Genomic DNA, 24,857 nt, shown 5'->3' with positions numbered 1-24,857 from the left:
AAAATGGCTTGCCACCCTGGTTAAAATTTGCTAGACTTACTCATACGAAACGCAGGAAATTCGCAAGCGAGGTGATCTCCATGTCAAAAGACAAAGCCGGCACCAAAACAGTCGCCCAAAACCGAAAAGCACGCCACGATTACCATATCGAGCAAGTATTCGAAGCGGGCATTGAATTGACCGGAACCGAGATCAAATCCGTGCGAGCCGCCCGCGTCCAGCTCAAAGACAGCTTTGCCCGCGTGCAAAACGGCGAACTGCTGCTGTACAATGTACACATCAGTCCGTACGAGCAGGGCAACCGCTTCAACCATGAGCCGGAGCGGACGCGCAAGCTGCTGATGAGACGTCTGGAAATCCTGAAGCTCAACGGACTGATTCGCGAGAGAGGCTACTCGCTCGTACCGCTCAGCATTTATCTGAAGGGCGGCTGGGCCAAGGTAGAGCTGGCGCTGGTCAAAGGGAAGAAGAACTACGACAAGCGCGAGGATCTCAAGAAGAAGGAATCTGCGCGTGAAGTGGAACGCGCTTTGCGTGAGCGGCAGAAGGCTTAGGCTGGTTTTTCAAACTGGTTCCCGATGGCACGGCTGGCAGGAATCAACGTTGAGTTTTACATGGCCTGTGTGCTATAGTTAAGGAGCAGTAAACAGTACACTGTTAAACACACAGTCTAGGTGCGGAACATGATGGTTGTCTCTTCACCTAGACTTTTTGTCACCTCTTATCCTGGGGGCGTTCTGGATTCGACGGGGATGGTAGAGCATGAGAAGCGAGCCGGGGGGTTGCGGACCTCGTCATCAACGCATACGCCATTAACTGGCAACAAACAACTTTCTCTCGCTGCTTAATAACCAGTGAGGCGCTACCACTCCATCGCCCATGTGGCGTGACTAGCGCTCAACTTTAGTGGGATACGCCGGAGGCTTCCGCCTGGAGCCGAAGGAAGAAGATGAATCAGGCTAGGTGCCAGGTCAGCGCGTCACTCCGCGAATCTGTCACCGAAATCTAAATGAGTGACTGCGCTCGGAGATGCTCATGTATCGCTGTTTTCGGACGGGGGTTCGAATCCCCCCGCCTCCACCATACATAGACAACAACCACCTGATGAGGGTGGTTTTTTGTTGTAATGTAATATTTATGGTACGGATATGAACGAACATGGAGGAAATGATGGGGCGACTGGGCAATATGCTGAGGCTATGGATGATCTTGAAGAATCATTCAGAACAAAATCCGGTTGGCATAAATAAATTAAGCCGAGAATTAGAAATCAGACCACGAATGATACGGGAATATATCCGCATTCTTCAGGATGAGGGTTGGGAGATCGAATCCAAGCGTGGCAGATACGGCGGATACTTTTTGGCTTCCGATTCCAAGTATCATCGATTGCTGCCGATCATTGGCCTATCACAAGAGGAACAACTGGCATTGTATGTAGCCAAACATGAGTTGTCTGCAAACAAGGTGGACTATAGTAGAGAAATTGAGCAATCATTTGAGAAAATACTGGGCACAGCCGGTTTGATGAACAGCTTGGGGTATAACGGAGATGATCGCCATATCATGTTTCAATTGGGGATTGCAGAAAGATTAACGGATGAAGATAAACACAACTATTGGCAAATCTACAAAGCAATCGTGGAAAAGAGGAAAGTAAACATCTATTACAATCCGGTAAGCCAGAAAAAGAACTGGCGCGTGATTCATCCGTACGCGATTTGGAAGCATCAACATATGACCTATGTTCGAGCATTTTGTGAAAATGCGAATCGATTGTTAACATTTAAATTGAACAGGATATTACAAATGGAATGCTTAGAACAGCCCTTTGAGCGGCTTTCATCCTATAATCCGTTAGAGGATATCTCGTACCGCATAGGAGTCTCTGACGATGAGGTATTCGATCTCAAACTTAGATTGACTGGTTGGGAGGCACGGGCGATCTTTGAACAAACCTTGGTGGAAAATTATCTTGTTGGACCTTGCCCAAGCGGTGAAGGAGTCATCTTTTCTGCGAGAATGAAGGGAAAAGAAGATATTAAGCGATGGATATTAGGAATGGGGCGAGAGGTTCAGGTTGTGGAGCCGGCTTCTTTAAAGAAGGAGTTGTTTGAAGAAGTTGACGCAATGAGGCAAAATTTTTTAAACTGACGACATACTGCCTAATGAAAAGATACATTTGAGTGAGAAAGCAAATGAATCTGCTGAAGGGCGGTTTGGTGGAAATGATTATCAGCGAATATGCAAATGAAAACCATTTGGTAACAGAGTTTATCCAATATACACTTCAAAACAAGCTTGTGTTGGCTAGCGGTAAAGAATGTGCTTTGTTTGTCTGGGGATATGAATTCTGGTTGCCCGAGGGCGGAAAGAGAGGATATACAGGAGCAATCGATTTGCTTGCTACAGATGATAGGGGCAACGTGTGGCTGATTGAAGCGAAGCAAAGCGGCAATCCTGAACTGTCCAGTCATATCTGGGAGAACCAAATCATGAACTATCGCCGAGCTCTTGGTCGCCGTACACAGGAGGAAATTTCGCTGAAAACCAGGAGATTTTTGCTGAACAAAGGGGCGGGCGGGCTCAGCCATCCATACATCTCAGACGGGTGTGACAGTTTGCTTGATGCTTTTCGCAATTGGGCTGTTTATCAAGGGGAGGGAGCTGAGTTTGGAAACCAGCTGTATAATCTAACCTTGAAGCAAATATATGAAGAAACGGTTATCTGTGCTGTCATGGCTGATGAATTTCGAAAGGAAGTATGGGAAGGACGACCAATTGACGAAAAGCCATACGGATACATTGTAGTAGAAGGAACAGGGGAGGCATTCCATGCTACCGCTATCGTTCATTCAGACCGATTGGAACATGTAACTGACCAACATTATGATTCACGAGCAACGAGTTGGACCGAGGTCGTAAATGAAAAGAAGAAAGTGAAGCCAACCCCGGAGACAGTCGGCACTTTTTTGACTCCGCAGGTACAATCTCTGTATAGGAAATGTCTGGATCAATTACGGGATTCGGGATGGTGCGGTATATCCAAATCTAACTCGAAAGCCTTTATCGTGGATTTGCCGACGAAATACAGCGTACCGATTCGCATTCATCTGGGATGGGTGGATTTCGATGCAAGCTTCTCAATTGAAAATCGATTGCCAGGAGAATTGGGTCTAAAGTTTAATATTGATTTCCGGCATTTCAAAAATAGCTCTGATAAGGAAACACAGAATGTAGGATATAGATTGGCGAAGCGATTGGCAGAGCAAGCGCGTTATAATGGCCGCGGGAAAGGGTTGTCCATCCAGACTCGTGAGCTTACTGATGCGGAAAAGGATTCATGGGACTGGGAAATGTACAGAAGGATTGATCATGAAAATCGGGACTATTTGGGCAGACCGGAAGAAATACAAGATTTTGAAGAAGTCTGGAGGTTTCTTCGTGACATATTGAAAGAAACAGTTTACTCGTGAGGCTCTCTCACAACATCGGCCGGTGTCGTGGATGGGCTCAACTGTAACGGACTACGCCGGAGGCTTCCACCATACATAAAAGCCAAGCCACCTGATGACGGTGGCTTTTTTGCGCACGGGAAGGGACAGTATCACAAATGAAACCATTCTACATTTGGGATGGTTATTTATCTAATTTCAAGTTTGGAACCGGTATCTCTATCCCATGCTAAGGGAGGACAGGTTATATAGGGCGGGAGTGACAGGCATGGATGTCGATGAGGGGAATTGCTTAAAAGTCTGGCCAGAGGAAGAGCCTCCCACTGGTGTGGAGAATTGCACCGACTGCGGTCTATACACACACGGATCCCGGTTGATCTGGGGAGAGGGGAATCCAAATGCACCGATCATGATCCTGTTGGATAATCCGGGAGCAAGGGAAGACGGCGATGGAAACCCATTTATATGCGGGACGAGGCAAACTTTACAAAAGGCGGCACATGAGGCTGGTTTTCATGACAATGATTTATACGTCACTTATGTATTAAAGCGACGTCCTAAAAAGGCCTACGACAAGCCAGCAGCGCGAGAGGCATGTATCCGACATTTATTCGATCAGTTACGGAGCAAGTCCCCTCGGTTTGTCTTTTGCTTAGGAAATGTCGCTGCACAATCTTTTTTTGCTGACAAAGAGGCGGAAGTAAAAAAGCTTCGGCAAGAGTGGCATTCTCCCAGAGGGGTTAAAACGGCGGTTTCGTACCATCCGTTGGCGGTACGCAGACGGCCGAACCTTTGGCAGCATTTTATCGCCGATTGGAGGTTCCTAGCGGGAACCTTCCATGAAAATGAGTATGACCAGTGAGGTTTGACCACTGTATGGGCAATGTGGCATGGGGGGCGAATTCACCGCCTTCACCATAAAAAAATAGGCACCCTTTATGGGTGCTTTTTTAATGATCAGTAGCTTGGTCTACTTTTCTTTATTCACTTTTAACCGAATCTTCACCTCTTTATAGGAAGGATAGGGGAGTACACTTGGGACTTGAATAAGGATAAGCCTAGAATCTCCACCGACACCTGCGCCAACTCTTAGTAAACCAATTGCATCTCCCTCGCAAACCACAAACTCTTGCGGCTCCACCGATCTTGTTTCGTTATGAATTTGCCAATTGGATTGGCCCTCGATCACGAGCCCAGCGATGGAATATCCATCGGGCACCATCATTTCGAAGGATTCTCCGGCAACTATCGTAACATCCCACATTTTTGCGTCTGCTACCAATTGAACGGGAGAAGTGCCACCCACTATCGATTTGATGGTGCAGCCATCTTTTGTTTCAACGGGAAAGTCCTGTGCCTGATAGTCAGAATAGGCAGGGGTAGCGTAGTTGGCTTCACCAAGAAAGGGCTCAAACCAAATTTGAAAGCCGGAAGTACCTTTTTCATACTTTTCGGAGTGCTGAACCCCGCTGCCGGTTTGCATGACCTGTAAACCACCGGTTTTGAGGGAGCGTTCATTCCCAAGGGTATCCTGATGGTTGATGTGCCCGTTCAAAAGATAAGAAATGATCTCAAAACCCCGATGAGGATGCGGAGGGAGAAAGGCATCTTCTTTCGCTTGGAACCACGCCCAATAAAATAAGGTTCCGACTCTTTCTACTGCAGACCCCTCACCCGGAAATCCGATAGGCTTTTGCTCTACAAGTCTGCCTTCGTCAAACTGGCCATATACTTGTTGATCAATGGAATAAATACGGATCGACATGCTATCATCCTTTCTTTCGAGCAAATAATCCTAAGTGTACCATTCCTTTTCGTGATAGACCTGATGCAAATAGCGAAAAAATACTTTCCCTTCTACTTGGGAGGGGATGTTATGATGGAAAAACTTAGGGAACAAGGAGGCGTATGCATGACCAAAACCATTGGCATCATTTGTGGCAGTTTACGAAAGAATTCTTATAATCGCATCATTGCACAAGCATTGACTGAGATGGATAATTCGGTTGAGTTTCGCTGGATCGAGATTAACGGCCTTCCTTTATTTAACGAAGACCTCGAAATGGGCGGTGACCCAGAATCGGTAACCTCGTTTAAATCGGCGATTCGAGATGTCGATGGTATTATGATCGTAAGCCCCGAGTACAATTCCGGAATTCCGGGGGTTTTAAAGAACGCATTGGATTGGGCTTCAAGACCAGCGAAATCTTCGGTTCTCAGCAAAAAGCCAGTTGGCATAATCGGAGCAACCCCGGGGGGAATGGGCACCGCCTTTGCTCAAATGCAAACCAGGCAAATACTCGAAGCCATGCAAGCTCATGTGCTTCCGTTTCAAAAAGTACTCATTTCACAAGTACATGAAAAGATTGATTCCGAACAGCAGGAGCTTACGGATGAAAAAACAAAAAGGTATCTTCAGCGTTATTTGCAGCAATTTATGAACTGGATTGACCACACTCCTACGTTAGAGTAGGACCGCCTTCCCCATACATAAAACACAAGCCACCTGAAAAGGGTGGCTTTTTTATCGAAGTTTGAATGCATGCAACTTTCCAGCTTCTTGATCGCCGAAAAGATCATATTCCAACTTCCTTGTCAATTGACCTTAGGGCTTACATACGATCAGCCGGCGGCCCTTTGATATCCATTTCTTCTCAGTGTTACACTTTTTTCAGAAATGTTCATTGTGGAAAGGGAACAAAGTACCTATATCTATAAGGAGTAATGAAGACATGAATAAGAATGGACTTATCGGCGTCGTGTTGATTGCCTTGGGAATTTGGTGGGGAGTATCGGCATTCGACTCTGGCAAAGGATTCGCGTGGAGCCTGCCTTTTACCGAGACGAAGGAGGTCAACCTCGAACAATCCTTTGATGCAAGCAGCATAAAGGAGATCGTGGTAGACGTTTCGAGCACGGATGTTCATGTGGTGCGTGGAAGCTCGGATAAAGTCCAAGTGAGGCTCCACGGTGAAGCAAGCCCAAAAATTGCGGATCAATTTCGCTTGAAGGGCGAAAACAAGGGCAATCGGCTTCAGATCGGCTTGGAAAAGCAGGAGGGGTTTCGGATATTTCGTTACGAGAGCGTCGATATGACGGTCGAGCTTCCGGAGAAACAATGGGATGAGCTAAAAGTGAAAGTTGGCAGCGGAGATATTGAGGTAGAAAATGTGGAGGGAAAAACGATCGATCTCTTTACGAGCAGCGGAGATGTAAAACTGGAAGAAAGCAATGCTTCGGCGATCCTGTTGGATACGAATTCTGGCGATATTCAGGCAGAGCAATTCAAGGCGGATACATTGAAATTTCATTCGGACAGCGGAGACATCTCTCTCAAGGAAGGGGAAGCAATAGTGAAAGGCGATGCGGAATCCGGAGATATCACGATCGACTTTGTAGAATTGCTGCACGACACCGATGTATCTACCAAAAGCGGCGATGTGAAGATCACTCTGGAGCAGGAGCCGAAATCGTTGACGGTCGATTACAGCGGTGGCTCAGGAGCCGGCCATATCAGATGGGATGGCTTCCAGGTGACGGAGCGCGCGGAAGACGACAGAATGATCAAAGGCAAGTTTGGCAGCGGTGATACCATGCTCAAAGTGTATACGGGTTCTGGAGATTTCACGCTTGATTAACTGATCGTTCATGAAGCGATCGATAAAAGGAAAAAAGCACAGCAGTCGTTCTTCCAGGCAGAAAGCCACCTGATAAAGGTGGCTTTTTGAAATCGTCTTAGCCAAAGATGGTCATTTCCCTATGATCACGATCCAACACTTCAATTTTCACCGTTCCACCAAGATGATGGGACACTGCATCAGCCAGTTCTTTGAGCGCCATATGAAACTCATCCGTTCTTGTTTCATCGATCAATTCAATACAGAGGAATGCATTCTTCGTATTTTCTGTCAGCATCGTCCTCAGTGCTTCACGCCAATTCCAGCATCGGCATATTGCACCGGCATCATCTTTATAAACAATTTCACCTTCATGTGGCGAAGCATTTTCATCACTTCCCAATGGGATAAACGGTTCGTTGCCAGTTGCTTTCGTAAGCCGAATATCGCCTGCAAAAGTGTCGATATCTTCTCCTCCACACGGAAGCCCATAACGCAAGGATATGGAATTATAGATGTCAACGAGAGGGTTTATGGTTCCGATCGGATTGCCATTTTTCACTCTTTTTAATAAGGCTTCAATGGAACACCTTGCTCCTTTTTTGGTCTTGAATTTCTGAAAGGCTTCACGCCAAACGGATATGACTGGATTACTACTGAATTCCTCCTGGCGTAAGAATTGATGTGCTTCTTTCTCTGCCTCCTGCAGCAGCTTCGCGTAGAGGTCAACGTCCTTTATTGAATTATCAATTCCTTGGCAAATAACAGTGCCTATTTTTGCATGAGGGAATAACGACCAAAAATCATCTTCAATGATAAATCTAGGCAAAATCGATCTCTCCATTTCATTAAACTTTTGTCATTATGTTTTGGAGGGGCTGGCAAAAGCGGAGAATACCCCTAGAGCAATATAGAGATAACCAGTGATCCGATTCTGCAGTTTTGAACTCACATTCATCCGCTTTCGAATATGTGCTGCAAGAACTGCATACATACCATCACTAAGTAAAGCTAGGATAGTAAATATCGCGCCTAAAAGCAAAAATTGCAACGTGACTGATCCAGCAGAAGGCGTGATGAATTGCGGAAAGAAGGCTAGGAAAAAGAGGGCCGTCTTAGGATTCATTACTTCTACGAGCGCTGATTCGAAAAAAATCTTTCGTAAATTTTTGCGAGGGACTTCTGGCATTTCTGAAGTCGTATGATCGGATCTGGAAAATAAAGTCTTGCACCCCAAATAGATGAGATAAGCAGCACCCAGATATTTAACGATATGAAAGGCCGTTGCCGATGTCATGAGGATCGCAGAAACTCCGACGGCCCCAGCTAAAACGTGAACAGACCCACCGACTGATACGCCAAGAACGGATACCAGACCCGCTTTTTTCCCTTGATCAATACTTCTAGCCATGATGTAGAACACAGCGGGTCCAGGGATGATTAGCAATGTGGCAGCGGCAACTACAAATAGCCAAATCGTTGAAAACTCCATGATAGTCAACTCCTTGTTGTATTTTTGCACATGATGGGCAACTCTTGATTGGTGAAAGACTACCCATTTTTTAAGAGGTTCGCTTTCATCAAGGAGGCAATTTGTTGCTCGTCTGAAGATGGAAACTGTTCCAACTGCTTGATCACGAGCTCTTGTCTGTGCGAGGAATGGTTTTGACTTACCTTCGCTTTCCCTTCAATCTTATCGATTTTTATTTTGAATCCTTGAACGCCCTTGTTCATACCAGCGAGAAAATCAGCATCTACATCCTGCAATCTATAGGAACTGTCAGGAGCCTCATACTTTACTACCAAGTCATTCAAGGAATTCATTAGCTCGTGCTCATCCTGGAATAGCTCAACTACGCCGTAAACATGAACGGTCACATAATTCCACGTCGGCACTGCTTTGTTGGTCTCATACCAGGAGGGGGAGATATAGCAATGAGGGCCGTGGAAAATGCTAAGGACCGTCTGACCCAGAATATCCTTCCACTGTGGGTTTGGACGGGCGAAATGACCGTACAAATAGGTTTTTTCCTCATTCAACATCAGAGGTAGATGTGTAGCGAAGGGCATTCCGTCATGAATGGAAAACAAGGTCGCAAAGCTGTTTTCCTGTATGACATCGTAGGCAGCAGTAACATCTTTCATCGCGAAATGCTCCGGGATATACATGTGAAGACTCCTCCATCCTCGTTTTGACATACAGCAGTTATCCATTAGACGGTACGATATTGGCCTATTTAAAAAGCCCCTTCCGTTGCTCGCGCATCCACTGAGCAACCTGAATTTCCCCTTGATCATCTGATTTTTCAAGCTCGGTAACAATCGATGTATAATCGGTGTCGTTGCGATTCTGGCTCATTTTGGCTGCAGCTTGAATAGAGGTGATTTCGATTTCAAAACCAACGATTCCTTTCATTTCGCTCTCAAGCAGCTCAGGATCAAACGTATCCCAGAGGCGGCCATTTTCCCGGTGAGATTCATAATGAGTAAGCATCGTATCCAAAGCCGATATCAGCTCATCCCGAGTGAGTACACGTGCTGTTCCATACGCATGTACAGCGAGGTAGTCCCATGTGGGAACCTCTTCGGACTCATACCAACTCGATGAAATGTAAGCGTGCGGTCCTTGGAAAATAAGCAGCACATCACGATTACCATCCAACGTTTTTTTCTGCATGTTTCCGTATGCAAGGTGCCCGGTTGCAAAGATTTTCCCTTCCTCTTCACGAATTTCCAACGGAATGTGAGTAGCCATCGGGCGATGTTCATCAACCGTAATCAATAAGGCAAACGGGTAAGCCTTCATCATTTGAACGGCCTCATCACGACTCATGCGATATTGCTTCGGAATGTACACCATGATCATCCTTTCAACATCGAAAATAGAAAACCAATAAAAAAATGGTATGATACAAACTGACATAAAAAAAGATACAATAGCAAACAAATATACATGTCAGAGGGAATGGAAATGAAAAATACCATTTTTACCTTCAATGATCACTCTCCAAAATACAAACAAATCTACGAGAAATTTAAATCCTTTATTGAGCAGGGCGACATTAAGGCGGATGAGCCACTGCCCTCCATCCGTCAACTTGCAGATTCCTTACATGTAAGCCGGAATACAACATTAATGGCATATGAACAGTTAGTGGCTGAAGGGTATATTCGTGGAGAGGGCCGAAAAGGATATTTTGTAAATGAGTTGGAGCCTCTTTTATTTCAAGAGGCTCGCATCTCTTCACTCCACAACCAAACAGAGAAAATGCCGTCTGTTCGCATTGATTTCCGAGCAGACGTCGTCGATCAATCGCATTTTCCTTTAAAAGCGTGGAGGAGGATCTCGAATCAAGTATTAACCGTAAAGGACAGCTTCCGATACGGGGAACCGTTTGGAGAATTGTGCTTACGCGAACAAATCGCAGCCTATCTACTCCAGTCTCGCGGGGTGAGGACAGATCCAGATGCGATCATAATCGGAAGCAGCACTCAGCAAATGCTTGTGTATCTCGGTCTGGTCCTGAAACGTGATTTTTCCAGCATGATTGTGGAGGATCCAGGTTATGACGGCGCCAGAGAAGCTTTTCAATTAAATGGCTTTATTCTTGAAACGCTGCCCGTTTATGAGAGCGGTGCTGATTTTTCACACTTACAAGATATGAAATCACGATTAATTTATGTTGCGCCGTCCCATCACAGTCCATACGGGGTAAGCATGTCCATCGGCCAAAGGCATGCGCTTATCCATTGGGCAAACAAGACGCAGGGATATATTATCGAAGACGATTATGACAGTGAATTTCGCTATACCCAGCAACCATTTCCCGCTCTCGCTTCCATAGATTCGACGAGAGTGATTTATCTCGGGAATTTCTCAAAATGCTTTCTTCCAGGCATTCGTTTAAGCTATATGGTGCTGCCACAGCCACTTGTCACCTGTTATAAAAAGCAATTCGCGCATTTCGAGAGCACCACTTCATTACTTAGCCAATTCGCCATGGCGAAATTTATGGAAGAAGGGGAATGGAATCGCCATATCAAGCGCATGCGTCTGGTATATAAACGAAAAATGCAGCTCTTCGTTTCAGAATTGAGAAATCATTTCAAGCGAACGATCTCTATCATTGGCGAGCAGTCTGGTTTGTACTTATTAATCAAAGTACACTTGGAGCGTTCTGAAGAATGGCTCATTGAACAAGCTTCCATTCAGGGGGTTAAAGTCTATCCGACTTCCCTCTACTTCATTACGAACAAAACCGATAAACCCATTATTAAGCTTGGTTTCAGTAATTTATCAAGTGATGAAATCCAGCTGGGCGTGAAGCTCTTAAAAAAGGCTTGGTTATAAATACCTCGCAAGCGCGACCACCACCGTGAAGGTGAAAAAGCGCTAGATAGCAGGAAGAGGAGTCTCCCAGGTGATAAACCAGGCGAGACTCCTCTTTTCGTTTGCTTGCTATTTTACAAGTGTACAATTTCGATCCGATTATCGAATTCTTTCAAATACTCCACAACCAGCTTTCGATGGCAATGGTGGGGCTTTTCTTCGCTGCACAGGAAGCACGGAACCTTGTCGCCCAGCCAATCATCCAGCTTTGCTTCTACTTTGCGCTCGGCGAGCAAATCTACGAAAATTTTTTCAAATTCAGCCCAAGGGATTTCCTTTTGTTTGATTGCCTTTAGCAGCTCTTCCGTCGGGGCCAAGGAAAGCTCATGGAGGTAGTCGATGTTCAGGAGTTCCAATACGTAAGAAAGGTCCTCCTTTTTAGCGAACCCAGCGAGCTGGGACGTATTTTGCAGACGGGTATCAATGACGCGATCGACGTTGTGCTGCTGCAGGGCCGTGGCGAAAGAGCGAAGGGATTTTTTGGAGAAACCAATCGTTGTCACTAACATAGCAGGCTCCTTTGTCTACCTGCACAGACATGCAGGTACGAGTGGAATGGGCAACCAAATGGCTTTACATACAGTCTGTCCAATTCTTAAATTATGATAATGGCAATATTCTGTCAATAATACTTTCACGACTGCTGGAGTAGTCTTTATTAGAGCCGGAACAATGAAGATCTATTGTAATATAGAAAAAATAACAAATTATGGTTTTTATTCTGTCCCTTTGATGATAAAATAACGTGTGTTTACAAAAATAGGAATGGAGGTTTACGGCATGCATTGGTATTTTGATGTACTGAAGAAGTACGTTGCATTTTCGGGAAGGGCAAGACGCAAGGAATATTGGATGTTTGTATTGTTCAGCGTCATTATTAGTTTAGTCCTTTCATTGGTGGAAAATTTGATCGGGATTCCTCAGGTTTTGACCAGCATTTATTCCTTAGCTGTTTTACTGCCTTCTTTGGGTGTACTGGTACGTCGTCTGCACGATACGGGAAGAAGCGGCTGGTGGTTCCTGCTTGCGTTTATCCCTGTCATCGGTACGATTATCCTCTTGGTGTTCATGTGCCAAGACAGCAAGGAAGATAACCAATACGGTCCGAATCCAAAAGCGGGGACAAATGTCTCTGTTTAATCCGCTGCAAGCCTCCTCCTGATTCAGGGGGAGGTTTTTTGCTGCGAGCAACGGGAACGGCGTACAAAAGGGCTAGGGAGCATTTGCCGCTATTGTGCAAAATAGGGGGTGGGAGTATAATGGAGCCATAAAGGAGATGAGAGGAATGAGCATGAACGTAGAACAAATGGAAACCCCGACGGCTGCTGAATCGGCTTGTTGTTCGACAGGAGGGACTGAGCGCAAAAGCCATCACTCTGATAAAGAGAAAAATACGCTGATCAGTCGACTGAATCGGATCGAAGGCCAAGTTCGAGGCATCAAAGGAATGATTGAAAAAGACGTATACTGCGATGACGTGCTGAATCAAATCGCGTCTGTTCAATCGGCCCTGAACGGAGTGGGAAAGCTCCTGCTTGAGCATCACATGAAAAGCTGTGTCATCGAGCGCATTCAGGAAGGCGATGAGGAAGTTCTAACTGAGCTCTTGACGACGATGAACAAGCTGATGAAATAACGAATAGCGCAGAAGATGGCAGCGGAAGGCTGCTTTTTTCTCGGTCTATAATATAGGGTACAGGGGTATCCTAAAATAATTGTTGACACAATATAGTCTAGGGGGGTATATTATATCCAACAGATCGTTGGGAATGAATCCCACAAAAAAGGAGCGAGCGACAATGACAAATCTTACGCTGCAAGTAGAAGGCATGAGCTGCCAACACTGCGTGAATTCAATTGAAGGTGCCCTACAGGCAATAGGTGCAAACGGAAAAGTCAATCTTGCGGCACATACCGTAGAAGTCACATGGACAGACGGCCTTCTTTCTCTGGAAGCTGTAAAAGAGGCAATCGAGGAACAAGGCTACGAAGTCGTAGCGATCATCGACAACAAGGAAGGAGTGAATGGAGATGCAGGCGACGGCAACGAATGAAAACAAGCAGGTCAATTTGCAAATTACAGGGATGACGTGTGCGGCTTGCGCGATTCGGATCGAAAAAGGCTTGAACAAAGTGGAAGGGGTATCTGCGGCAAACGTAAATTTCGCGATGGAAAAAGCCAGCGTCACTTTCGATCCGGCCAAAGTCGATGTCAATCAGCTGGAGCAAAGCATTAAAAAGCTAGGCTATGGTACGGCAAAAGAGACAGTGGATTTTCAGCTGGAGGGGATGACCTGTGCTGCCTGTGCGAACCGGATTGAAAAGGGATTGAATAAGCTGCCTGGAGTCACGAAGGCCACGGTCAATTTCGCAATGGAGACGGCTCACGTCGAGTACTCTGCCAGTGAAGTGTCCGTGGCAGATATGCAGAAGAAAGTCGAGCAGCTCGGATATAAAGCGATCTTGAAGACAGGCGATGAAGCAAATGCAGTCGATCATCGGGAAATCGAGCTGAACCACCAGAAGCGCAAACTTTTGCTCTCTGTCATCTTCTCTCTCCCGCTTTTGTGGAGCATGGTGGGACACTTCTCGTTCACCTCCTGGATCTACATGCCAAAGATCCTGATGAATCCTTGGGTTCAGCTGCTGCTGGCCACTCCGGTGCAATTTTACGTGGGCAAACAGTTTTACATCGGGGCATACAAAGCATTGCGCAATGGAAGCGCCAATATGGATGTGTTGGTGTCACTCGGAACTTCCGCGGCTTATTTTTACAGCCTCTACCTGACACTCGACTGGTACGCCAATGGCGGCAGCGTCCACCACGGTCCCTCCTTGTACTATGAGACCAGTGCGGTTCTGATTACGCTCGTGATCATGGGAAAATTGTTTGAATCGCTGGCAAAAGGCCGGTCGTCCGAAGCGATCAAGTCTCTCATGGGACTGCAAGCCAAGACGGCTCTGGTCGTGCGAAATGGTCAAGAGATGACGATCCCGGTGGATGAAGTGGTCGTAGGAGACCTCGTCATGGTACGTCCCGGGGATAAAGTGCCGGTCGATGGTGAAGTCGCGGAAGGGATGTCTTCCGTAGACGAGTCGATGCTGACGGGCGAGAGCATTCCTGTGTCCAAGAAGCCGGGCGACGCCGTCATCGGTGCGACGATCAACAAAAACGGCGTGCTGAAAATCAAGGCGACCAAGGTCGGAAAAGAAACAGCACTCGCACAAATCATCAAAGTGGTGGAAGAAGCACAAGGCTCGAAAGCACCGATCCAACGGGTGGCGGATGTCATTTCCGGAATTTTTGTTCCGATCGTTGTCGGTATCGCCATCGTCTCGTTCCTGATCTGGTACTTCTTCGTCACACCCGGTAGTGTGGCTGACGCTTTGGAAATTGCCATTGCGATTTTGGTCATCGCTTGCCCTTGTGCACTGGGATTGGCCACACCGACCTCCATCATGGCGGGATCGGGCCGTGCCGCTGAGCTGGGGATCCTGTTCAAAGGCGGAGAACACCTGGAGATGACCCACAAGATCGACGCGATTATCCTAGACAAAACAGGAACCGTCACCAAAGGAAAGCCAGAGCTCACGGATGTTTTCGTCGAAGGCGACGAAGCTGAATTTCTCAGACTTGTGGGAGCTGCCGAAAAAAATTCGGAGCATCCGCTCGCAGAAGCAATCGTGGCTGGCATTCAGGCAAAAGGCATTTCCCTTCCCACGGCGCAATCGTTTGAAGCCATCCCTGGATTTGGAATCAAGGCAGTGGTGGAAGGACATGAGCTGTTAATCGGCACGCGGCGTTTGATGCAGACATACGAGGTAGATGCAAAAAGCGCGTATGAATTGATGTCACGTCTGGAGGAAGCCGGTAAAACGGCCATGCTTGTTGCGATAAATAAACGGTACATGGGTATAGTAGCAGTAGCGGATACGATCAAAGAAACCTCCAAAGAAGCGGTCAGCCGCTTGAAGGAAATGGGTATTCAGGTCGTCATGATCACCGGGGACAACGAGCGGACGGCAAAAGCCATCGCGGCACAAGTCGGAATCGATCATGTGCTGGCAGAGGCGCTGCCAGAAGGCAAAGCGGAAGAAGTGAAGAAGCTGCAGGCACAAGGCAAAAAGGTAGCGATGGTCGGCGATGGAATCAATGATGCGCCTGCACTGGCAACAGCTGACATCGGAATGGCAATCGGCACGGGTACTGACATTGCCATGGAAGCAGCCGATGTGACCCTGATGCGCGGTGATCTGCTCAGTATTCCTGACGCGATCTATATGAGCCGCAAAACGATGAGCTACATCAAACAAAATTTGTTCTGGGCTCTCGGGTACAATACACTCGGGATTCCGATCGCGGCTATCGGGCTCTTGGCTCCGTGGGTAGCAGGAGCAGCTATGGCGCTAAGCTCCGTGTCCGTCGTGTTAAACGCGCTTCGCTTGCAGCGTGTCAACGTTCCAAAAAAATGAATGGAGAGATCTGGATGATGAAAAGAAGAACGATGCTTGCCGGTGCCATGTCGATTGCCCTATTGCTGGCAGGATGCGGGAATACCGAGTTAGCCGCCAACAATGACAGCGGCCACGGAGCCAATCACGCCCAAGGGGACACCCACGGTGGGCACAATGCAGAATCGGCGGCTCCCGCTGATCACCTCAAAGCCTCGTTTGCCTTTGCGTCCGGTAGCGCGAAGGCGAACGAGAAAACGGAAATTAAGGTGCGAATCTCGGATAAGGATGGCTCGCCCGTCAACGATTTCGAGGTCAATCATGAGAAGCTGATGCATCTGATTGTGGTTAGCGAGGACCTCTCGTCGTTCAGCCACATACACCCTGAGTTCAAGGGAGAGGGTACCTTTACGGTGCCAACCACTTTTTTGAACGGCGGAAAATACAAGATGTTTGCAGACTTCAAGCCAGCGGGCGGTTCTGGAACTACGCTGAGTGAATGGGTCCATGTGGAGGGCGAAGCGGCACAGCCCAGCGCAGCTATCGCACCGGATGCGAAGCTGGTGAAAGAAGTAGGCGACAAGGAAATCGAGCTTTCTCTTAGCGGCACCAAGGCAAACGAGGAAGTGACCTTGTCCTACGACATCCGCGATGCGAAGACCAAGGAAGGCATTCAAAACCTGGAGCCTTATCTGGGAGCTGTAGGGCATGTGGTCATTCTTTCACAGGATGCCGAGCAATACCTGCACGTCCACCCCTTGGATGAAAAGGCGACCGGACCCAAAGCCGAGTTTGCCACCACGTTCCCGCATAGCGGCATCTATAAGATTTGGGGACAATTCCAGCACAAAGGAGAAGTATTCACGGTGCCTTTCGTCGTGGAAATCAAATAACAATCGAATGGAGCGGGGAAGCACATGGGAGAGAAGAGAAAGATAGCGGTTGCCCCAGCGATACAGGTCGGGGGAAGTCTTTTTACACCAGAGCAGCTTGCGGTCATCGGCAGGGTGTCGGATGCAGATGCAAAAATCGAAGTGACTTCGTTCAAACAATGGTATCTGGAGATTCCCGCAGAGCGAGTTGAGGTCATCAAGGAAGAACTCGAGCGTGCTGGACTCGAGGTATACCCGGCAGGCTTTGTGACCAAAAGCTTGATTGCCTGTCAATTTTGCAAAGGGGCGGAGGAAGCAGGCCTGGAGACGGCACGCAGAATCAATCAGGCGATCGCCGGACTGGAAACCCCCACTCCGCTGAAGGTCGGGTACGCGGGCTGTGCTCTGGGCACGAGCGAGCCGTTGTTAAAGGACATCGGGATCGTGAAAATGCGGGATACCTTCGACCTTTACGTAGGAGGCGAGCCAAAGGGCCTGAAGGCGTCCCTGGCAGCATTGCTCGTCGCCGGGCTGACAGAGGAAGAGCTGGTGCCAGTCTTGACCAAAATGATTGATCATTACAAGCAGCATGCGAAGGGGAAAGAAAAATTCAGCAAGTTCGTCAACCGTATTTCCTTGGAGCGATTGAAGCAAATCGTCTGTTGAAAAAATAGGCTTAGACAGTAGGAACCTGAGGCAGCCTATGTTTCATACACCTAAGGTATAACGACGATAGGTATTCGTCTAAACGGGCGAATGTCTCGTCTGTTGATGCTGGAGGTAGAAAAATGGACGAATTTAAAAATGAGCTGAAAAAGTTAAAGGTCGAAAAGGTGAGAAGTGGAGAAGTAACGCCCTGGGATAGCGCCAACCAAAATGACACGATGATGGTTCGCGGGCGCTGTGGTGGGCGCTGCGGCGGCTGTCACAGGTGCTCCAGCTGTTCCTGCAGTTGTTCCTGCAGTTGTTCCTGCAGCTGCTCTTGCTCTTGCTCTTGCTCTTGCTCCTGCAGTTGCTCCTGCAGCTGTTTCTTCCCTTGCTTCTTCGTTTGCTTTGTCTAAGAATCAGCCAGCCCCTGCCAGGCAATCTGCCGGCGGGGGCTTTCTCTTTATGAGCTGGAATGACGGACAAATAGCTGAACATAAGATACGTTGAAAGCGATCGAGCAAAGTGGGAGAAACGGCTTACGGTTAGGAGGAGTGACATGGAGAATTTGGACTCTTCAATGCGTCTGAAGGTGAAGAGGGATGCCTTTTTTCTCCCTGATCCCAAGGGCAGTGTGTATTTCCGGAACAACGTAGGCTCATTTCGCATGGAAGGAGCGATGATCGACCGGTGGGTAGAGCAGCTTTTGCCCATGTTTAATGGAGAGCATACCTTGGAAGAGCTGACGGACGGACTGCCGGATGAGTACCGCGATCAGGTGTTTGAGATTGCAAGGAGCTTATACCAGAACGGATTTGTTCAGGATGTGAGCCAGGAGATCCCCCATCAGTTGCCGGAAAAGATTCTCGCCCAGTATGGCACGCAAATCGAATTCTTGAGCCATCTGGCAGGCTCGGGAGCTCATCGCTTCATGGGCTATCGCCAGTCCAACATCGTAGCTGTAGGGTCTGGCCCCTTCTTTGTGTCTATGATAGGGGCGCTGCTGGAATCTGGTCTGCCCAAGTTCCACATGCTGATTACGGATGAAGTGCCTACCAATCGGCAACGGATTGAAGAGCTGGCTGCGCATGCCCGGAAAAAGGACCCGGACGTAGCGATCGAGGAGCTGGCTCAGCCACAGAAGGGCGAAGCCTTCTGGAGAGAGGCTTTTGGGGCTTTTGAGGCTGTCCTGTACGTATCGCAGACGGGGAATATCGATGAGTGCAGACAGCTCCGTTCTGTATGCAAAGAGGCAGGAAAGTCGTTCTTGCCTGCCATCCTGATGGGTCAGGTCGGTCTTGCGGGACCTCTCGAGGGTCCTGATTCGGCTGGATGCTGGGAATCGGCTTGGCGGCGAATCCACCAGCAATCGCTCGGTGAGGATCTGGGAAATCAGCCGTACTGCGCTACCGCAGGCGCGATGCTGGCCAATGTCATCGTCTTCGAATGGTTCAAAGCGGTGACGGGAGTGACTGACCCTGCCTCGGAGAATCAAGTCTATTTGCTGAAGACGGAGACGATGGAGGGAAATTGGCACTCCTACGAGCCGCACCCTGCCGTGATGGGATCATCGCAAGTGAACTGGACAGATGATCTGGAGCCCTATCTGAACCCAAAGGAGAAGAGGCAGGCGGGCAGCGGACTGTTGTCGTACTTCAGCACACTGAGCTCGCCCGCAACAGGGATTTTTCACCGGTGGGAGGAGGAGGACTTGATACAGCTTCCGCTCTCGCAATGCTTTATCCAGATCGCCGACCCGCTGTCGGATGGCCCGGCGCAGCTTTTGCCACAGATGGTCTGCACGGGTCTGACGCATGAGGAGGCTCGAAAGGAAGCGGGTCTTACGGGAATCGAGGCGTATGTCTCACGTCTGACGGGGGTAGTCGGAGTCGGAGCGGGAGAATCTGCAGCGGAGGGGATTTGCCGGGCGCTCCAATCATGCTTGTCCAAGGTGCTGGAGAGGCAGCTGCAGGACCACACCCCTTCTATTACAACCGTGGCATGGAGTCAAGTAGAAGATCAACGATGCCAGTATTACCTCCAGGTTTTGTCCGCTACACAGGGAGAGCCGAGGGTGGGACTGGGGGCAAGTGTGCATGGTTTTCCCGTAGTCTGGGTCGGAATCGAGCAGGACTGGTATGGAAGTGTTGGCCTGCATGTCACCTTGGCCTTGAGGAAGTCGCTGGAAACAGCATTGCTTCATGTCCAAAATCAAAATGAGCTCCGTACTGGCCCTGCTCTGAAGGTAACTTCCGTACAGGTGCTGGAAAACGGGAAAGACCTCGTCATTCCGCTGCTGGAAGAGGAGGATGACGAGAAGTTGCTGGCATCCTGCCTGGAAATTTTAGGTCAAAACGGCAAACACATGGATCTATGCGATCTGGCGCACGAGTCCTTTTTGCGCGAGGAGCTGGCGGGAGTATTTGGGGTGCGGCTGCGAGAGGAGGAATCTCAGTGAGTGCGGTGGTAACCGTAGTAGGCAACGGGCAGCTTGCCGACCTCGTATGCAAGGAGCTGGCTGGTCAGTACATCGTCGTACGTCAGTCCGAATGGGGAACAGGGATACCCAAAGAGACGGATCTGGCTCTCGTTTTGCACGATTCCTGGCAGCCTGCTGCACACCTGGAGGCAGAAAAAAGATTGCAGTCATCTGGCATTCCATGGCTCCGGGGGTTTGTTTCCTTTGGCGAAGGCGTCATAGGTCCGCTAGTGCTTCCTGAAAAACCGGGTTGCTCGCAATGTGCGGACCTGCGTATGCTCATGGCAGGACATGACCGTAAAGAGATGGTGGAGCTGTATTCGAGGCGAATCGAACACGGCGAGATGACGAAAGACGCATGGGCCACGCCGAGCGGATTTTTGCAAATGTCCTATCTGATCGTGGCACAGACCCGGAAATTCTTGGGGGGAGACAAGGCGCAAACGGAAGGTCATGTGTACATCATGAACCTGAAGACCTTGAAAAGCTCTCGGCATTTTATCCTGCCTGATCCTACGTGCAAAGTGTGCGGTCATTATCCAGATGACACGGCAGAGGCAGCACAGATTTCGCTGCAACCGAGTCCAAAGACTGGCGCGAACAGCTATCGGTGCATTCCCGTTGATGACCTGAAAAAAGTATTGAGCCCGGACTATCTGGATTACCGAACCGGCTTTTTGAATGGAAAAATGCGGGACCTGGTCTCTCCGTTTGCAGATGTCAGTGTGAATCTGCCGCTGTTTCGGGGAGACGAGCCGACAGCCGGACGAACGAGCTCCTTTGAAATCAGCGAAATGACGGCGATCCTGGAGGGATTGGAGCGGTATTGCGGAATGGCTCCTCGCGGAAAACGGACGGTGGTTCGTGATACGCTCCGCAACCTGGGGGATCAGGCGCTTGATCCTGTCACCGTCGGGCTGCACGCAAAGGAGCAGTATGAGCAGCCAGGTTATCCTTTCAAGCCCTTTGATCCGGACCGCACCCTCAGCTGGGTATGGGGTTACTCCTTTTTGCGGGAACGCCCGATCCTGGTGCCGGAGCTGCTGGCCTATTACAGCCTGGGCTATGGAGATGGGTTTGTCTTTGAGACTTCGAATGGCTGCGCACTTGGCGGAAGCTTGGAAGAGGCTATTTTCTACGGCATTCTGGAGGTCGTCGAGCGCGATTCCTTCCTGATGACCTGGTATGCGAATTTACAGCTCCCACGCCTGGATCCGTACTCCGCGCCAGATCGGGAGCTGCGGCTGATGCTCGACAGGCTGCGGGCTGTGGCAGGATATGAGATTCATTTGTTTAACGCGACGATGGAAAACGGGATTCCGAGTGTCTGGACGATAGCGAAGAATCGCAAGGAACAGGGGATTAACCTGATTTGTGCGGGAGGTGCCCATCCAGACCCGGTCCGGGCAGTGAAGAGCTCCATTTACGAAGCAGCTGCCATGCTATTGACGCTAAACGATAAGTTTGAAGCCAATCGGGAAGAGTACCTGCAAATGTTCCATGACCCGTTCAAGGTACGGAAGATGGATGACCATTCCATGCTGTACGGGCTGCCGGAAGCAGAGGAGCGCCTGCATTTTCTGCTCGATGATGCGCGGCCGCTGCGAACATTTGCGGAAGAATTCAAAGAGCAAGAGTGGAATCACGATTTGACGGATGACCTCAGGGGGTTCCTGCAGAAATTCCGTCAATTGCATCTCGATGTCATTGTGGTGGATCAGACGACGCCCGAAATTTTACGGAACGGACTGCATTGCGTGAAGGTGTTGATTCCCGGCATGCTGCCGATGACATTTGGACAACAACTGACTCGTGTCTCCGGACTGGAACGGGTATTGCGCGTGCCTATGGAGCTGGGCTATACGACAAAGCCGTTAAGGTACGATCAGCTCAATTCACACCCGCATCCATTTCCGTAGGAGGCGAGGAGGGATAGGATGAGCCTGGAGGCATTTTTACATGAATTGCATTACACCGATAAGACAAAACCAATGGAGCACGAGGTGGACTGGGGCGATTCACCCTTGCCGTATAAGCTCTACAAAGGCTTGCCTGTCATTTCCCTTTCCTCGGAAGTGCCGCTGACGCTAGAAGATCGAGCTCGGAGCAAAAAGCCTGACCTGGAAGAGATTGGGCACTTCCTTTGGTACGTGTACGGCCTGGCGCAATTCAGCCAGACTGTCACAGAATTGGGAGTCGGTGACACAGGCAGTATGCTTCTGCAGTCGTTACGAAGGTTTGTCCCCTCCGGCGGCGGGCTGTACCCGAGTGAATTGTACGTCTATCTGAAGACGGAAGAGCAGACGTGCGGCATTTACCATTATGATGTGGCTCATCATCGGTTGGTGCTTCTGCGAGGGGGAAACTTTGATTCCTATCTGGCTGCCGCACTGGGCCATCGGTGTGAAATGACGAGCTGCTTTGCCTGTGTTTTCGTATCGACGATGTATTGGAAAAACTTTTTTAAATACCACAACTTCGCGTATCGTCTGCAAGGCTTGGACGCAGGGATCGTGGTCGGGCAGCTGCTGGAGGTAGCCAAACGGTTTGGTTATGAGGCAGGGGTATACTATCAGTTTTTGGATCGCGCCGTTCACCATCTGCTAGGGGTGCCAGAAAAAGAGGAGGGCGTGTACGCGATCATCCCCCTGTCGGTGGAGCCGCAGATGAGCTGGTTTGCAGACTGCGCCCCAGGGGAGGGGAATCTCACTGCCGCTCAGTTATGTGCAGAACTCCCGGCTGTTATCCATGAGCACGAAATCCGGTCGCGCAGGGTCAAAGAGTATCCGCTCTTGATCAGCATGAGCGAAGCGTCCCGCCTGGAGTCTGTGCAGCAGTTCCGGATGATTGGGAAAGAGAGCATGGACAGTGAGACTGATGCGACGATCGCTCTCCCTATGGTTCGCAGGCTGTCTTATGACTTCGCTTCTGTCTGCAAGAAGCGGTATTCCCCGGAGCTCGACTTCGTGATGGGAAAAGTGAATCAAGAACAGCTAGCAGCTCTTTTGCACGAAACGGCAGTCTCCTTCCCTTATCGCAATGACCTGGATGGTAAGACAACGAATCCCCATCCTCGCGTTTCCTTGTACGGATGCTTGTACAACGTGGAGGGAATCGAAAACGGGGCTTATCGCTACGACGGCGCTTCGCACAGCTTGCAGTCAATACGGCCTGGAGATCATCGGCTCTGGCTGCAATATGCCCTGACGCTTGGGAACGTGAATGTGACTCAGGTTCCCCTGTGCTTCCATGTAGCGGGAGATCACGGCCATCTCCTCTCGACATTAGGCTACCGGGGCTATCGCGTGCAGCAGATGGAGGCAGGAATGCTCGTGCAGCGCATGCTCTTGGCGGCGGGCGCCCTGGGGATGGGAGGACATCCGCTGCTCGGATATGATGGAGGAAGCATCGATGAGCTCTATCTGCTGGGTGACAAAGGAAAGGGAAGCTTGATTCAAATTCCGGTAGGTGGCTATCGACATCGGCCGAGGCTGCAGGGGAGTTTGTCTGGTTAGTCTGAAAGTAAAAAGGCACGCTTTGCAGCAGGTGGCATTCAGTTCTTCCGTGGGAGGGTGATGGATGGCAAATAAAAAACGGAACTGACAGGGCGTATTGTTGTGCCGGGGGACCAGCAATATGATTCGGCACGTCAGGAATTTAACACATTCTTCAATAAATATCCGTTGGTCATTGTTTTCGCTCAAAAAACGCAAGACGTGGTTAACGCCGTGCGATGGGCGTCAAAAAAGAAAGTGCCAATCCGTATGCGGTCCGGACGCCATAACTATGAAGGCTTATCGGTCATGAATGGTGGCATGGTAATTGATGTTAGCGAAATGACCCAGTTGGAAGTAGACCGCAAACGAGGCATAGCTACAGTGGGGACCGGCTGGAGGAACGTTGCTTTAACCGAGAAACTCGGATCAGAAGGACTCGTTGTACCAACAGGGGTCTGTCCTACCCCTGGCATTGCCGGTGTCACTTTGGGTGGAGGTCACAGCATTCTCACTCGCCCATGGGGGTTGACGCAAGATCATCTGCTCGAGGTAGAGATGGTCGATGCAAATGGTCGCGTTCTGCGCGCTAATGCCGATACCAATCCCGATCTCTTTTGGGCTTCGCGTGGGGGGGGAGGCGGCAACTTTGGCATCTGCACTTCCTTCCGCTTTCGAACACATCGCATTGAGACGGTTGGGTATGCCGAAATAAGCTGGGATTTACGCGATCTGAAATCGGTGCTGCGAGTCTGGCAGAACTATACCCTTCTTTCCGCTGACAGGCGACTTACACCCACCCTTTTCATGTCTTCCGGAGTACAGCCGCCAGTTTTAATGCAAGGGGTCTTTCTCGGACCGGCTAAAGAGCTGCGAACCTTATTGAAACCGTTGCTACAAGCTGGCACTCCTCTGAAAGTCACCATCGATGAAATCCCTTGGCTAGAAGCTGCAGCCTTAGTATACGCTAGACAGCCGGCGACACCTTTGCCATTCAAGAGTGTCGGACCTTATGTTTACCGTCTGCTTACAGATAAAGGAATCGATAAGATTGAGCGATTTGTTAATGAGCATCCTCCCGATAATACAGCCTCCGTCTTCTTCCATGGAGTGGGCGGGGAAGTAGCCGAAATACCGAGTCATGCTACTGCGTACTTCTACCGCAAGGCATTGTCGAACGTGACTCTTTTTTCTACTTGGAGTAAGCCGGAAGGGGCTGCTAAAGGTATTCGCTGGGTGGAGGGCTTGCGTCTGGCGTTACGTCCTTTTACCGAGGGCATATACGTCAATACCCCAGATCTCTCAATAAAGAACTGGCCCGAAGAATACTATGGCAGTAACTTCGAGCGACTGACACGCGTGAAAGCTAAATATGACCCTACTAACTTTTTTCATTACCCTCAGAGCATTCCCCCAGCTGGAAACGAAATTTGATGAAGCCGGTGTCGAAGTG

Annotated in this window: 24 protein-coding genes and 1 other RNA gene; 19 read left to right on the top strand and 6 right to left on the bottom strand. The window is 49.2% G+C overall.

Annotated features, from left to right (window positions below; translation table 11 throughout):
• Window positions 1–80: 80 nt before the first annotated feature.
• The 5 genes from smpB to JNE38_RS27780 all read left to right on the top strand — a co-directional run bounded on the left by smpB (window position 81) and on the right by JNE38_RS27780 (window position 4,317).
• On the top strand, window positions 81–554 hold the full coding sequence (smpB, locus tag JNE38_RS27800; RefSeq protein ID WP_203354272.1) for an SsrA-binding protein SmpB: 474 nt from the start codon (window positions 81–83) through the stop codon (window positions 552–554).
• 174 nt (window positions 555–728) lie between these two features.
• Window positions 729–1,083: a transfer-messenger RNA gene (ssrA, locus tag JNE38_RS27795) on the top strand.
• A 75-nt stretch (window positions 1,084–1,158) separates the two neighbouring features.
• Entirely contained in the window at window positions 1,159–2,154 is a 996-nt protein-coding gene (locus JNE38_RS27790) for a helix-turn-helix transcriptional regulator (protein ID WP_203354271.1), read from the top strand.
• Between the two features lie 68 nt (window positions 2,155–2,222).
• Window positions 2,223–3,476 carry a hypothetical protein gene (locus JNE38_RS27785; RefSeq protein ID WP_203354270.1) on the top strand — a complete coding sequence of 418 codons (1,254 nt, stop codon included), beginning with the start codon at window positions 2,223–2,225 and terminating at the stop codon, window positions 3,474–3,476.
• Window positions 3,477–3,723: 247 nt separating this feature from the next.
• The gene (locus JNE38_RS27780; protein ID WP_203354269.1) at window positions 3,724–4,317 is read left to right on the top strand and encodes a uracil-DNA glycosylase; all 594 of its coding nucleotides are present in this window, start codon (window positions 3,724–3,726) and stop codon (window positions 4,315–4,317) included.
• A 108-nt stretch (window positions 4,318–4,425) separates the two neighbouring features.
• Here JNE38_RS27780 and JNE38_RS27775 read toward each other — a convergent pair whose 3' ends face one another.
• On the bottom strand, window positions 4,426–5,220 hold the full coding sequence (locus tag JNE38_RS27775; protein ID WP_203354268.1) for a pirin family protein: 795 nt from the start codon (window positions 5,218–5,220) through the stop codon (window positions 4,426–4,428).
• A gap of 147 nt (window positions 5,221–5,367) precedes the next feature.
• Here JNE38_RS27775 and JNE38_RS27770 point away from each other — a divergent pair, with 147 nt between their 5' ends.
• The gene (locus JNE38_RS27770) at window positions 5,368–5,928 is read left to right on the top strand and encodes an NADPH-dependent FMN reductase (RefSeq protein WP_203354267.1); all 561 of its coding nucleotides are present in this window, start codon (window positions 5,368–5,370) and stop codon (window positions 5,926–5,928) included.
• Between the two features lie 259 nt (window positions 5,929–6,187).
• Window positions 6,188–7,093, top strand: coding sequence for a DUF4097 family beta strand repeat-containing protein (locus JNE38_RS27765; RefSeq protein WP_203354266.1), 906 nt, complete (start codon window positions 6,188–6,190; stop codon window positions 7,091–7,093).
• A 97-nt stretch (window positions 7,094–7,190) separates the two neighbouring features.
• Here the strand turns inward: JNE38_RS27765 and JNE38_RS27760 are convergent, their stop codons facing one another.
• The 4 genes from JNE38_RS27760 to JNE38_RS27745 form a co-directional block, all read right to left on the bottom strand.
• Window positions 7,191–7,901, bottom strand: coding sequence for a B3/B4 domain-containing protein (locus tag JNE38_RS27760; protein ID WP_203354265.1), 711 nt, complete (start codon window positions 7,899–7,901; stop codon window positions 7,191–7,193).
• Window positions 7,902–7,934: 33 nt separating this feature from the next.
• Window positions 7,935–8,564: a LysE family translocator gene (locus tag JNE38_RS27755; RefSeq protein ID WP_203354264.1), complete on the bottom strand. Its 630-nt coding sequence runs from the start codon at window positions 8,562–8,564 to the stop codon at window positions 7,935–7,937.
• Window positions 8,565–8,623: 59 nt separating this feature from the next.
• Window positions 8,624–9,241, bottom strand: a complete 618-nt coding sequence (locus tag JNE38_RS27750) for an FMN-binding negative transcriptional regulator (protein WP_203354263.1) — start codon at window positions 9,239–9,241, stop codon at window positions 8,624–8,626.
• Between the two features lie 64 nt (window positions 9,242–9,305).
• Window positions 9,306–9,929: an FMN-binding negative transcriptional regulator gene (locus JNE38_RS27745; protein WP_203357777.1), complete on the bottom strand. Its 624-nt coding sequence runs from the start codon at window positions 9,927–9,929 to the stop codon at window positions 9,306–9,308.
• Window positions 9,930–10,043: 114 nt separating this feature from the next.
• Between JNE38_RS27745 and JNE38_RS27740 the strand changes: the two genes are divergently transcribed.
• Complete coding sequence (locus JNE38_RS27740; RefSeq protein ID WP_203354262.1) at window positions 10,044–11,423, top strand: MocR-like pyridoxine biosynthesis transcription factor PdxR; 1,380 nt, start codon at window positions 10,044–10,046, stop codon at window positions 11,421–11,423.
• A 113-nt stretch (window positions 11,424–11,536) separates the two neighbouring features.
• On the opposite strand, the gene JNE38_RS27735 is transcribed toward JNE38_RS27740, so the two are convergent.
• Complete coding sequence (locus JNE38_RS27735) at window positions 11,537–11,971, bottom strand: DUF488 domain-containing protein (RefSeq protein ID WP_203354261.1); 435 nt, start codon at window positions 11,969–11,971, stop codon at window positions 11,537–11,539.
• Window positions 11,972–12,242: 271 nt separating this feature from the next.
• Here JNE38_RS27735 and JNE38_RS27730 point away from each other — a divergent pair, with 271 nt between their 5' ends.
• The 11 genes from JNE38_RS27730 (at window position 12,243) to JNE38_RS27680 (ending at window position 24,838) form a co-directional block, all read left to right on the top strand.
• On the top strand, window positions 12,243–12,602 hold the full coding sequence (locus JNE38_RS27730; RefSeq protein ID WP_203354260.1) for a DUF805 domain-containing protein: 360 nt from the start codon (window positions 12,243–12,245) through the stop codon (window positions 12,600–12,602).
• A gap of 151 nt (window positions 12,603–12,753) precedes the next feature.
• On the top strand, window positions 12,754–13,098 hold the full coding sequence (locus tag JNE38_RS27725; protein WP_428993743.1) for a metal-sensitive transcriptional regulator: 345 nt from the start codon (window positions 12,754–12,756) through the stop codon (window positions 13,096–13,098).
• A 163-nt stretch (window positions 13,099–13,261) separates the two neighbouring features.
• Window positions 13,262–13,516, top strand: coding sequence for a cation transporter (locus JNE38_RS27720; protein ID WP_203354259.1), 255 nt, complete (start codon window positions 13,262–13,264; stop codon window positions 13,514–13,516).
• Window positions 13,494–15,935 carry a heavy metal translocating P-type ATPase gene (locus tag JNE38_RS27715; protein WP_203354258.1) on the top strand — a complete coding sequence of 814 codons (2,442 nt, stop codon included), beginning with the start codon at window positions 13,494–13,496 and terminating at the stop codon, window positions 15,933–15,935. The genes JNE38_RS27720 and JNE38_RS27715 overlap by 23 nt, the downstream gene beginning before the upstream one ends.
• A gap of 14 nt (window positions 15,936–15,949) precedes the next feature.
• The gene (locus tag JNE38_RS27710; RefSeq protein WP_238933485.1) at window positions 15,950–16,807 is read left to right on the top strand and encodes a hypothetical protein; all 858 of its coding nucleotides are present in this window, start codon (window positions 15,950–15,952) and stop codon (window positions 16,805–16,807) included.
• Window positions 16,808–16,831: 24 nt separating this feature from the next.
• Complete coding sequence (locus JNE38_RS27705) at window positions 16,832–17,452, top strand: NAD(P)/FAD-dependent oxidoreductase (protein ID WP_203354257.1); 621 nt, start codon at window positions 16,832–16,834, stop codon at window positions 17,450–17,452.
• Window positions 17,453–17,574: 122 nt separating this feature from the next.
• Entirely contained in the window at window positions 17,575–17,847 is a 273-nt protein-coding gene (locus tag JNE38_RS31260; RefSeq protein WP_203354256.1) for a heterocycloanthracin/sonorensin family bacteriocin, read from the top strand.
• A 143-nt stretch (window positions 17,848–17,990) separates the two neighbouring features.
• Window positions 17,991–19,889, top strand: coding sequence for a putative thiazole-containing bacteriocin maturation protein (locus tag JNE38_RS27695; RefSeq protein ID WP_203354255.1), 1,899 nt, complete (start codon window positions 17,991–17,993; stop codon window positions 19,887–19,889).
• Window positions 19,886–21,829 (top strand): TOMM precursor leader peptide-binding protein, encoded by a 1,944-nt coding sequence (locus tag JNE38_RS27690; protein ID WP_203354254.1) that lies wholly within the window; start codon window positions 19,886–19,888, stop codon window positions 21,827–21,829. Before JNE38_RS27695 ends, JNE38_RS27690 begins: the two co-directional genes overlap by 4 nt.
• An 18-nt stretch (window positions 21,830–21,847) precedes the next feature.
• Window positions 21,848–23,425 (top strand): SagB family peptide dehydrogenase, encoded by a 1,578-nt coding sequence (locus tag JNE38_RS27685; protein WP_203354253.1) that lies wholly within the window; start codon window positions 21,848–21,850, stop codon window positions 23,423–23,425.
• A 96-nt stretch (window positions 23,426–23,521) separates the two neighbouring features.
• Entirely contained in the window at window positions 23,522–24,838 is a 1,317-nt protein-coding gene (locus JNE38_RS27680; protein ID WP_428993742.1) for an FAD-binding oxidoreductase, read from the top strand.
• Window positions 24,839–24,857 lie beyond the last annotated feature (19 nt).

It is taken from the genome of Brevibacillus choshinensis (genome assembly GCF_016811915.1).
GTDB lineage: Bacteria > Bacillota > Bacilli > Brevibacillales > Brevibacillaceae > Brevibacillus > Brevibacillus choshinensis_A.
Note: the sequence above shows the minus strand (reverse complement) of the source record. Positions and strands in the feature narration are given on the sequence as shown.